Origin of the sequence: Streptomyces noursei (assembly GCF_001646665.1) — a bacterium.
Classification (GTDB): domain Bacteria; phylum Actinomycetota; class Actinomycetes; order Streptomycetales; family Streptomycetaceae; genus Streptomyces; species Streptomyces lavendulocolor.
This window is the reverse complement of record NZ_LWBU01000090.1, coordinates 135171-144591: the sequence shown is the minus strand read 5'-3', so window position 1 is coordinate 144591 and position 9421 is coordinate 135171. Positions and strand designations below refer to the sequence as shown.

General features: G+C 74.1%; 12 protein-coding genes. 4 read left to right on the top strand and 8 right to left on the bottom strand.

Translation table 11 applies throughout. The features are described from left to right. Nucleotides 1-23 precede the first annotated feature (23 nt). The gene (locus A4V12_RS08075) at nucleotides 24-653 is read left to right on the top strand and encodes a CGNR zinc finger domain-containing protein (protein ID WP_064068539.1); all 630 of its coding nucleotides are present in this window, start codon (nucleotides 24-26) and stop codon (nucleotides 651-653) included. Here A4V12_RS08075 and sodX read toward each other — a convergent pair. Then, nucleotides 557-994, bottom strand: a complete 438-nt coding sequence (gene sodX / locus A4V12_RS08070; protein ID WP_064068538.1) for a nickel-type superoxide dismutase maturation protease — start codon at nucleotides 992-994, stop codon at nucleotides 557-559. The genes A4V12_RS08075 and sodX overlap by 97 nt on opposite strands. Before the next feature lie 162 nt (nucleotides 995-1156). On the opposite strand from sodX, the gene sodN reads away from it, so the two are divergent. Next, nucleotides 1157-1552, top strand: a complete 396-nt coding sequence (sodN, locus tag A4V12_RS08065; protein WP_064068537.1) for a superoxide dismutase, Ni — start codon at nucleotides 1157-1159, stop codon at nucleotides 1550-1552. A 226-nt stretch (nucleotides 1553-1778) separates the two neighbouring features. On the opposite strand, the gene A4V12_RS08060 is transcribed toward sodN, so the two are convergent. Both A4V12_RS08060 and A4V12_RS08055 read right to left on the bottom strand, forming a co-directional pair. Next, the gene (locus A4V12_RS08060; protein ID WP_064068536.1) at nucleotides 1779-2312 is read right to left on the bottom strand and encodes a GNAT family N-acetyltransferase; all 534 of its coding nucleotides are present in this window, start codon (nucleotides 2310-2312) and stop codon (nucleotides 1779-1781) included. Nucleotides 2313-2330: 18 nt separating this feature from the next. Beyond that, the gene (locus tag A4V12_RS08055) at nucleotides 2331-3290 is read right to left on the bottom strand and encodes a LysR family transcriptional regulator (RefSeq protein WP_064068535.1); all 960 of its coding nucleotides are present in this window, start codon (nucleotides 3288-3290) and stop codon (nucleotides 2331-2333) included. A gap of 173 nt (nucleotides 3291-3463) precedes the next feature. On the opposite strand from A4V12_RS08055, the gene snpA reads away from it, so the two are divergent. Then, nucleotides 3464-4108 (top strand): snapalysin, encoded by a 645-nt coding sequence (gene snpA, locus A4V12_RS08050; protein WP_064068534.1) that lies wholly within the window; start codon nucleotides 3464-3466, stop codon nucleotides 4106-4108. A 101-nt stretch (nucleotides 4109-4209) separates the two neighbouring features. On the opposite strand, the gene A4V12_RS08045 is transcribed toward snpA, so the two are convergent. From A4V12_RS08045 to A4V12_RS08035, 3 genes are all read right to left on the bottom strand, one after another. Continuing rightward, on the bottom strand, nucleotides 4210-4668 hold the full coding sequence (locus A4V12_RS08045; protein ID WP_064068533.1) for a DUF6304 family protein: 459 nt from the start codon (nucleotides 4666-4668) through the stop codon (nucleotides 4210-4212). Nucleotides 4669-4730: 62 nt separating this feature from the next. Then, nucleotides 4731-4952, bottom strand: coding sequence for a hypothetical protein (locus A4V12_RS37965; protein WP_064068532.1), 222 nt, complete (start codon nucleotides 4950-4952; stop codon nucleotides 4731-4733). A gap of 64 nt (nucleotides 4953-5016) precedes the next feature. Continuing rightward, nucleotides 5017-5604: a dihydrofolate reductase family protein gene (locus tag A4V12_RS08035; protein WP_064068531.1), complete on the bottom strand. Its 588-nt coding sequence runs from the start codon at nucleotides 5602-5604 to the stop codon at nucleotides 5017-5019. Nucleotides 5605-5734: 130 nt separating this feature from the next. On the opposite strand from A4V12_RS08035, the gene A4V12_RS08030 reads away from it, so the two are divergent. After that, complete coding sequence (locus A4V12_RS08030) at nucleotides 5735-6310, top strand: TetR/AcrR family transcriptional regulator (protein WP_064068530.1); 576 nt, start codon at nucleotides 5735-5737, stop codon at nucleotides 6308-6310. Nucleotides 6311-6675: 365 nt separating this feature from the next. On the opposite strand, the gene A4V12_RS08025 is transcribed toward A4V12_RS08030, so the two are convergent. Together A4V12_RS08025 and A4V12_RS08020 are read right to left on the bottom strand one after the other, a co-directional pair. Beyond that, nucleotides 6676-7728, bottom strand: a complete 1053-nt coding sequence (locus A4V12_RS08025) for a family 2 encapsulin nanocompartment cargo protein polyprenyl transferase (protein WP_064068529.1) — start codon at nucleotides 7726-7728, stop codon at nucleotides 6676-6678. Nucleotides 7729-7937: 209 nt separating this feature from the next. Further along, on the bottom strand, nucleotides 7938-9353 hold the full coding sequence (locus tag A4V12_RS08020; RefSeq protein WP_064068603.1) for a family 2B encapsulin nanocompartment shell protein: 1416 nt from the start codon (nucleotides 9351-9353) through the stop codon (nucleotides 7938-7940). Nucleotides 9354-9421: the final 68 nt, after the last annotated feature.

The window sequence follows — 9421 nt, the reverse complement described above, 5'->3', positions numbered from 1 at the left end:
GACCGCCGCCGTAAGGACTACAAGTGGAACTGGCCTATTACTCGGACTACGCCGTACGTCTGGTGAACACCGAGGAGCCGGCGCGCAACAAGGACTCCCTCACCTCCGTGGAGGCGGTCCGCGATCTGTTCGGCGAGGCCTCGCAGATGGCGCGGCGCGCGACCGACGCGGACGTCACCCGCTTCCGTTCGGTACGGGCCCGGCTGCGGGCGGTCTTCACCGCGGCCGACTCCGGCGACCAGACCCGGGCCGTGGACCTGCTCAACTCCCTGTTGCTGGAGTTCCCGGTCAGCCCGCAGATCTCCGGCCACGAGCACCTCGACGACGCCGGCCTGCCGCGCTGGCACATGCACCTCGCGGACCACCCGTCCAACGCGACCGCCGGGTACGCGGCCATCGCCGCCATGGGCCTGGCCTTCCACCTCACCGAGTTCGGCGCCGACCGGCTCGGCCTGTGCCAGGCGGCCCCGTGCCGCAACGCGTACCTGGACACCTCCACCAACCGGTCCCGCCGCTACTGCTCGGACCGCTGTGCGACCCGCGCCAACGTCGCCGCCTACCGCGCCCGCAAGCGCCTGGAGACCGAGCGGTCGGCGAGCACGGGCCGTACCGCGGACGCCAGCCAGGAGAGCACCACGCCGACCGACCGCTGACGCCCCGGCCGGATCCCCCGGTACCGCGCCCGCACCCGCCCCAGCACCAGCTCCTCCGGTACGGGGCCGAAGGCCCGGCTGTCTACGGCCTCGGCGGCCCGGTTGTCGCCGAGCACCCACCAGCCGCCTTCCCGCCGCTCCACCAGCCGCTTCACGATGAGCAGGTCCTGCTGCAGCGGGTGCCGCAGCACCGCCACGTCCCCGGCCCGCAGCGGCGCCCCGTAGTGCACCAGCAGCTGGTCACCGTGGTGCAGGGTGGGCACCATCGACGGCCCGCTCACCTCCGCGAGGCCGAACGGCGCCTTCGCGCCCCGTCCGCGCTCCCCGCCCTGCTCCGTCATCCGCACACCTCCTGAACCGTTCCGGGCCTGCCTGGACCTTCCTCCACGAGTCCCATGGTCCCCCTGGACTTTTGTCGTAAGCCCATGGGGGCACCCGCGTAAAGCCGTGCGCCACGGAGTAATGTCCCACCTGAGAAGACGATCACGAGGAAGGACAGCTCAATGCTCTCCCGCCTGTTTGCCCCGAAGGTGAAGGTCAGCGCACACTGCGACCTCCCCTGCGGTGTCTACGACCCGGCTCAGGCCCGCATCGAGGCCGAGTCCGTCAAGGCCACGCAGGAGAAGATGCAGGCGAACGACGACCCGCACTTCCAGGCCCGCGCCACGGTCATCAAGGAGCAGCGCGCGGAGCTCGCCAAGCACCACGTCTCGGTGCTCTGGAGCGACTACTTCAAGCCGCCGCACTTCGAGAAGTACCCGGAGCTGCACCAGCTGGTCAACGACGCCCTGAAGGCCCTCTCGGCCGCCAAGGCGTCCACCGACCCGGCGACGGGCCAGAAGGCGCTGGACTACATCGCGCAGATCGACAAGATCTTCTGGGAGACCAAGAAGGCCTGACCCGCATCGGCCTTCCGCCCCGCGGCCTCCCGCCGCCGGGCTCCCTGTCCGCACCCGGTCCGCCGGGCCGCCGCGACCCGGCGTCCCCGGCGGACCGGGTGCGTTCGCGTGTCCGGGGCACTTCGCGGTGTCCGGGGCTTCCGCGGTGGTGGGGGCTAGCGCGGTGGCGGGGCTTGCGCGGGGGCCGGGGTTGTCACGTGGCCCAGGGTCGTCCCGCGGCCGGGGCTCAGGCGGGGGCCGCCGCCGGGTCGTCGTGGGCCCAGGTGAGGAGCGTGTGGGTGCGGCCGTTGCTCTGTGCCGTCTCGGGGGGTTCGCCGGTGGGACGGAAGCCCGCGGCGCGGGCGACCGCCTCGCTGGCGGTGTTGCCCGGCTCGATCTGCAGGACCACCCGCGGCAGGCCCAGTGCCTCGTGGGCGTGGGCGGTGAGCAGGCGGGTGGCGCGGGTCGCGAGGCCCCGGCCGCGGTGGGCGGCGCCGACGGCGTACCCGACGGCGCCCTGGACGACGCCGAGCAGGACCTCGCCGAGCGGTGCGCCGCCGTCCTCGGTGATGGCCAGGTGGAGGCGGGTGCCGTCGGCGCGGGTGCGGCGGATCGTCGCCAGGTACGCGGCCGCCGCCGCCTCGTCGAACGGGGAGGCGAGGGGCGTGCGGTGGGCGACGGCGGGGTCGTCGAACAGCTCGCTCATGGCGGGCACGTCGGCGTCCGTCCACTCGCGCAGCACGATGCGGCCGTCGGTGAGGGTGAGGGGTGCGGGGAGCATGGGTGCCTTCCGTGGGGCTCAGGCCGCCTGGGCCAGGGGGCTTCCGTGGCGCAGCAGCCACTGCCGGTACGCCGAGGTGCGCAGCGCCACCTCGCGGTAGGCGGCCGCGAGGTCCTCGTACGCCGGCCCCGCGCGCCCCGCGTCGTCCGTCCCGGGGCGGCTGTACAGCAGCAGGCGGACCGCCAGGGGGTCGCCCCGTAACGGCCGGATCGCCATGTCGTCGCGCGGCCCGGACGTCGGCTGGCAGGGCGCCACCACCTCGCCGGCCACGATGAGCGACGCCGCCGTGTGGTAGTCGCCGTGCAGCACCGGCGGGTCGATCCCGGCCTCGCCGAGCACCCGGCGCAGCCCGTCCCACTCGCCGTCGACGGTCGGGTCGACCATCCAGCGGTCCCCGGCCAGGTCGGTGAGCTCCACGACGGGCGCGGCTGCGGCCGGGTGGTCCCGGGCCATGGAGATGAACTGGGGCTCCCGCTCGACCAGTACGCGCCGCTCCAGCCCGTCCGGCACGCGCAGCGGGCAGCCCTCCACCTCGTGGACGAAGGCCACGTCGAGCCGGCCGGCCGCCAGCGCCCGCAGCAGGGCGCCCGCGGAGACGTCCATGTGCAGGGTGATGTCCGTGCCGGGCAGCCGGTCCCGCAGCCGGCGCAGCCAGCCGGCCAGCGCCCTGCTCGCGGTGGAGCCCACCCGCAGCCGGGCGCCGTCGGCACGGGCGGCGGCCGCCCTGGTCTCGGTGACGAGCAGGGACATCTGGGCCACGAGGGGGCGGGCGCGGCTGAGGACGGCGTGGCCGAGCGGGGTGGGCCGGCAGCCGGTCCGCTCGCGCGCGAACAGCTCGGCGCCCAGCGCGTGTTCGATGCGCCGCAGCTGGGTCGTCAGGGACGGCTGGCTGACGCCGAGCAGGCGGGCCGCCTTGTGCAGGCTGCCCGTGTCCGCGATGGCGCACAGCGCCCGCAGGTGTCTCACCTCCAGCTCCATGCCCCGAGGGTAGGGCGGTTGACGCCCGTACGACCAGACGTGGAAGGGGAGTTGAGGGGCGGGTGATGCACCGGTGCTATCGCCCGTTGGCATCATCCGCGCGGGCCGCCGGCTCCCCGACACTCTCCCCAATCGAACGGCCCACCCAGCCGTTCAGACACGAGGAGCCCCCCATGAGACACCCCAAGGCCGCGCTGGCCGCTGCCCTGAGCCTCGCCGCCGCCCTGGCCGCCGTCCCGGCCGCGACCGCCACCGCCGCCCCGGCCGCCCCCGCCGCGGCGCCGTCCTCCTACGCCGCGTACGCCGGTTCCGCCGAGGACGCCAGGGCGAACCGCGCGTTCTTCGAGGCCGTCATGGAGTCGGTCGCGCGCAAGCGCGCCGCCGTGCCCGGCACCCAGGCCGTCACCGTCGTCTACTCGGCGGCGAACGCCCCGAGTTTCCGCACCCAGATAGCCCGCTCCACGCAGATCTGGAACAGCTCGGTCAGCAACGTGAAGCTGCAGGAGGGCAGCAACCCGGACTTCCGCTACTACGAGGGCAACGACTCGCGCGGCTCGTACGCGAGCACCGACGGCCACGGCCGGGGCTACATCTTCCTGGACTACCGGCAGAACCAGACGTACAACTCCACCCGCGTCACCGCCCACGAGACCGGTCATGTGCTGGGGCTGCCCGACCACTACTCCGGCCCGTGCAGCGAGCTGATGTCGGGCGGCGGGCCCGGCCCGTCGTGCCAGAACGCCCAGCCCAACACCCAGGAACGCGCCCGCGTCGACTACTTGTGGCGCAACGGCCTGACCGCCGCCGGAATCTCCTAGCGAACCCGGGCCCGGCGGGCAGGGGGTGGCGAGCCGCGACCGCCCCCCGCCCGCCCGGCCCGCCGGCCGGCGGCGGGCCCGGAGGCCGGACGCCGCCGGTGTCAGGCGGCGGCCTCCGCGCCCTCCAGGAAGGAGCGGCCGAAGCGGGTGCCGGGCGGCAGCTGGCGCAGGATGCGGTCGAGGGCCTGGTCGAAGTCGCCGCCGGCGAGGCCCGACTCGTACGCCGCTCCCCCGCAGTGCAGGGTCAGCTGAAGATCCACTCGCTCGGGTGAGCCGTCGGACAGGGCTTCACCCAGCGCCAACAGGCAGCTGAGAGTGGCCTGTTGGGCGGCGCCGTCGGTGAGGACCGGCAGCGGCAGGTCCCACTCCAGTACGCAGCCGGCCAACGGCAGCCCGCCGTTCTCCTCCGCCGCACGCAGCCCGTCAAAGCTCGGGCCCGCGTACTCCACGCCCCTGACACGGGTGGCGATCCGCCGCCCGTCCGCCGTGATCACGATCGCTTCCGCACCACGGCGGTCCCGGTACCAGCCGGTCCAGACTTCCGTCGACTCCGATGACATGGCGCGGACTGTAGCGCTAGGACCGCCCCCGGCGTGCGGCCGGTCACCCCCGGAGCCGGACTTCAGCCGGTCTCGTCGCCCTTGCCCGGCTCGTCCGCCCGGCCCTCCTCGGCGGTGTACAGCGCACACCCGGGATTGCGGCACGGCTGGGGCTCCCAGACGGGGGCCCACACGCCGAGGATCTTGCGTCGCTTGATGGCCGTACCGACGGGCCTGCCGCAGGCCGGGCACACATGCTGCCCGGCCTGCGCACGGCGGACGGTTCGGCGCCCTTCGCTGGCCATGCGTCCAGAATATTGCGTTTTGGACAAACCGGACAGGCAGCGTCGTCCGGAGCGGCCGGGAGGGTCACCGCTTCCGGCTGTACCACCGGACCACGACGCCGTTGTCGAAGGACCGCACCGCGTCCAGGGCGAAGTCCGTCACGGAGAAGTCGCCGCCGCCGAACATCGGCATGCCCGCGCCGTACACCTGGGGATAGGTCTTGATCACCAGCTCGTCGACCTCATCGAGCAGCTGGCCCGCGACGACGGAGCCGCCGCAGAGCCAGATCCCCAGCCCGCCGTCCTCGGCCTTGAGCTCGCGGACCCGGCCGACGACGTCGCCGGCGACGATCTCCACGTTGGGGTGGGGCGAGTCCTTCAGGCTGCGCGAGACGACGATCTCCCGCAGGTGCCCGTAAGGGCTGGGAAGATCGGCGTCCAGGCCGAGCTGGTAGCTGCCCCGCCCCTGGATCACGGTGTCGAAGTGCCTGTTCTCCACTCCGGCGATACCCATCGCCTCCCGTCCCGGGCCCGCGATGGTGTCGGGGTACTCGGAGGAGAGCCAGGCCAGGTAGCCGTCCCCGACGAACCGGAACATCGAGGAGGCGTCGCCGCCGGGATCGCCGATGAAGCCGTCGATCGAACACGCGACGAAGTAGGTGAGCTTGCGCATACGGATGTCCCCCGTTGTCGTCGTACCGGAAAGCCGTGACGGGACGTACTCGCCGCCACGGCCTCAACCACGACAGCTATAGTGCTCCAGGTGTAGTGGTTACGCAAGGGAGATCTCGGGAGGCCGCCGTATGGCGAGGAATCCGGAACGCAGAACGGCACTGCTGGACGCCGCCATCGACGTCCTGGCGGCGGAGGGCGCCCGCGGGCTGACCTTCCGGGCCGTGGACGCCCGGGCGGGCGTGCCGGCGGGCACGTCGTCCAACTACTTCGCCGACCGCGACGACCTGCTCACCCAGGCCGGTTCACGCATCCACGCACGCCTGGTCCCCGCGCCGGAGACGGTCGACGCGGCGATGCGGCCCGAGCCGAACCGCGCGCTGGTCACCGAGCTGATGAAGTGGCTGGTACGGCGGATCACGGCCGAGCGCACCGGCTACCTGGCCCTGCTGGAGCTGCGGCTGGAGGCCACCCGGCGGCCCGCCCTCCAGGCCGAGCTGACCCGCGTGGTCCGCGCGGAACTCGACGAGAACGTCCGCTTCCACCTCGCCTCGGGGCTGCCGGGCGACGCGGACACGGTGCTGGTGCTGTACCTGGCGATGACCGGTGTGCTGCTGGAGCACTTCACCCTGCCCGGGGTGCTCTCCGAGGAGGAGCTGGATCGGATCGTGAAGACGGTGGTCGACGCCATCGTGCCCGCCGCCTAGACCGCCGGGCGGGACGGAGCGGCCGGGGGGGGCCGGCGGGGCGCCCGGCGGGCGCGGCCGGGGCCGCACCCGGGCTCGTGCAGGCTCCCGTTGGCGCACAGCACGGGCTCGGCGCAGGCCCCCGGCCGGCGCCCGGCCGGGGCGCACGGAGCCGGGCCACGGCGGCACGTCCGACGTGCAGGCACGCCGATCGGCAGCCCTCGGGCCGACGAGCATGCCCGGCCCGCGGTACGGACCGATGGACGGCCGTCCCCGGGCCGGCGGGCGGAGGCCGGGGCCGCACCCGGGTCTGATCGACCACCACGGACCGGCCGGCCGGCCGCCCGCGGGCCGGCGGATGACGCCCCACCCCGCGGCGGGCGCCGTCAGCGGGTGCGGCGGGTCACGAACTCCGCGAGGGCCAGCAGGTCACCGGCCGCCGTCAGGTCCGGCACCGCCCTCGACAGCTGCTGCACCGCCCCCGCCATCCGGTCGGCCGCCTCCGCCTGCGCCCAGTCGCGGCCGCCCGCCCGCTCCACCGCGTCCGCGGCGCGCCGCACACCGGCCCCGTCCAGGGCGGGCCCCCCGTACAGCTCCGCCAGTTCGGCGCCGGCGGGCGTGCCGGAGCCGAGGGCGGCGACCACCGGCAGGGACTTCTTGTGGGCGGCCAGGTCCGCGCCGGCGGGCTTGCCCGTCCGCTCGGGGTCGCCCCAGATGCCGATCAGGTCGTCGATCAGCTGGAAGGCCAGGCCCGCTTCCCGCCCGAACGCGTCCATCGCCGCGACCTCCGCCTCCCCCGCGCCCGCGTAGAGCGCGCCGAGGGCGCACGCGCAGCCGAGCAGCGCGCCCGTCTTGGCCGTGGCCATGGCGAGGCACTCGTCGAGCGACACCTCGTGCGGCCCCCGCCCCTCGAAGGCGCAGTCCGCCTGCTGGCCGGCGCACAGCTCGATCACGCAGGCCGCGAGCCGGGCGGAGGCGGCGGCCGCGGCAGGATGCCGGTCCTCGGCGAGCAGCCGCAGGGCGAGGGCGAGCATGGCGTCGCCGGCGATCAGCGCATCCGGCATGCCGAAGACGGTCCAGGCGGTGGGCCTGCTCCGGCGGGTGGGGTCCTCGTCGACGATGTCGTCGTGGAGGAGCGTGAAGTTGTGCGCGAGCTCCACGGCGGCCGCCGCCCGGACGGCGGTGTGCGGGTCGCCCCCGAGCGCCCGCGCGGCGGCGAGCACGAGCGCGGGCCGGATCGCCTTGCCGGCCTGCCCGGCGGAGGGCGTGCCGTCCGGGTCCTCCCAGCCGAAGTGGTACATCGCCACGCGCCGTATGGAACCGGGGAGCGTCTCCACCGTGGAGCGCAGCTGGGGGGTGACGACCGTACGGGTCCGGTCGAGGAGCACCGCGGCCCCCCGGCCCTCGGCCGTCGCGGTATCCGTGCTGGTCACAGTCACTTCCTTAGGCAACGAAACGCACAGGAGGCAGGTGGGGCGCCGGCCCCGCGCCCGGCTCGCCGCCGGGGCGCGGGAGCGCGGCCGGCGGCCGTGCCGCCCGCGGGGCGGCGCCGGACGCCCGCCGGTACCGCCGCGGGGTCCGGTGCCCGCCCGGGCACCGGACCCCCTCGCCCGGCGCCCGGGTGGGCGCCGCGGCGCGGCGGCGGGTGTCAGTGCCAGCGGCTGACCTCCACGTTCTCCAGGACGCCGAGGGCGTCGGGGACGAGGATCGCCGCCGAGTAGTAGGCGGTGACCAGGTAGGAGATGATCGCCTGCTCGTCGATGCCCATGAACCGGACCGACAGGCTCGGTTCGATCTCGTCGGGGATGCCCGTCTGGTGGAGGCCGATGACTCCCTGGTCGGACTCGCCCGTACGCATGCAGAGGATGCTGGTCGTGCGGGCGTCGGAGATCGGGATCTTGTTGCACGGGAAGATCGGCACGCCGCGCCACGCGGGGATCTGGTGCCCCGCGACGTCGACCGTGCCGGGCACCAGGCCCCGCCGGTTGCACTCCCGGCCGAAGGCCGCGATGGCGCGCGGGTGCGCGAGGAACATCTTGTTGCCGCGGCGGCGGGAGAGCAGCTCGTCCATGTCGTCCGGACCGGGCACCCCGTCGTGCGGCTGGAGCCGCTGCCCGTAGTCGCAGTTGGAGAGCAGCCCGAACTCCCGGTTGTTGATCAGCTCGTGCTCCTGGCGCTCGCGCAGCGCCTCGACGGTGAGCCGCAACTGCTGCTCGGTCTGGTTCATCGGCTGGTTGTAGAGGTCGGCGACCCGGCTGTGGACCTTCAGCACGGTCTGCGCGACGCTCAGTTCGTACTCCCGGGGGGAGGCCTCGTAGTCGACGTAGGTGTGCGGGACGACCGCCTCGCCCACGTGTCCGGCCGACAGGTCGATGGCCTTCTCGCCGTACTTGTTGGTGCGCTGGTGCGGCAGGGCGGCCAGCGCGGCCAGGTGCCCGGCCAGCGACTCGGCGCGGTCCGCGAGGTTGGTCACGTCGGCGCGGGTGAGCTCCAGCACGGTGCACGCGGTGGCGGCGCGCGCCGTCCAGTCCCAGGTGGCGTCCCGGTCGGCCAGGCAGCCGTCACCGAAGTAGGCGCCGTCGGCGAGGACCCCGAGGACCGCCTCGTCGCCGTACGGGCCGGTGCCGACCTGCTCCACCCTGCCGTGCGCCAGCAGGAACACCCGGTCCGTCGCGGCGCCCGCCTCGGCGATCACCTCGCCCGCGGCGAACTCCCGCTGCGTGCAGCGCTGGGCCAGCTCGCCGAGCGCGGCGTCGTCCTCGTAGCCGCGCAGGGCCGGCAGCTCCCGCAGCTCGTCCGGGATCACCGCGACCCGCGCACCGGTCTGCACGAACGTCACGCGTCCGTCGCCCACCGAGTAGCTGAGCCGCCGGTTCACCCGGTACGTACCGCCCTGCACCTGCACCCACGGAAGCATCCGCAGCAGCCACCGGGAGGTGATCTCCTGCATCTGCGGTACCGACTTGGTGGTGGTCGCCAGGTTCCGCGCGGCGGCCGTACCGAGACTCTGCTGCGGTGACCCCTGCTCCGAGCGGACTTCCTCGCCAACCGAACCAACCGACATGAACATCCCTCTCGATCATGGTCTGACCTTCAGAGGAAAAGCCTTTCAGCACCCTCCGTGTCGGCGCC

Excerpts from the sequence above, each read along its gene's own strand:
- sodX (WP_064068538.1), bottom strand. The coding sequence starts at position 994 with ATGACGGAGCAGGGCGGGGAGCGCGGACGGGGCGCGAAGGCGCCGTTC.
- sodN (WP_064068537.1), top strand. The coding sequence starts at position 1,157 with ATGCTCTCCCGCCTGTTTGCCCCGAAGGTGAAGGTCAGCGCACACTGC.
- A4V12_RS08060 (WP_064068536.1), bottom strand. The coding sequence starts at position 2,312 with ATGCTCCCCGCACCCCTCACCCTCACCGACGGCCGCATCGTGCTGCGC.
- A4V12_RS08055 (WP_064068535.1), bottom strand. The coding sequence starts at position 3,290 with ATGGAGCTGGAGGTGAGACACCTGCGGGCGCTGTGCGCCATCGCGGAC.
- snpA (WP_064068534.1), top strand. The coding sequence starts at position 3,464 with ATGAGACACCCCAAGGCCGCGCTGGCCGCTGCCCTGAGCCTCGCCGCC.
- A4V12_RS08045 (WP_064068533.1), bottom strand. The coding sequence starts at position 4,668 with ATGTCATCGGAGTCGACGGAAGTCTGGACCGGCTGGTACCGGGACCGC.
- A4V12_RS37965 (WP_064068532.1), bottom strand. The coding sequence starts at position 4,952 with ATGGCCAGCGAAGGGCGCCGAACCGTCCGCCGTGCGCAGGCCGGGCAG.
- A4V12_RS08035 (WP_064068531.1), bottom strand. The coding sequence starts at position 5,604 with ATGCGCAAGCTCACCTACTTCGTCGCGTGTTCGATCGACGGCTTCATC.
- A4V12_RS08030 (WP_064068530.1), top strand. The coding sequence starts at position 5,735 with ATGGCGAGGAATCCGGAACGCAGAACGGCACTGCTGGACGCCGCCATC.
- A4V12_RS08020 (WP_064068603.1), bottom strand. The coding sequence starts at position 9,353 with ATGTCGGTTGGTTCGGTTGGCGAGGAAGTCCGCTCGGAGCAGGGGTCA.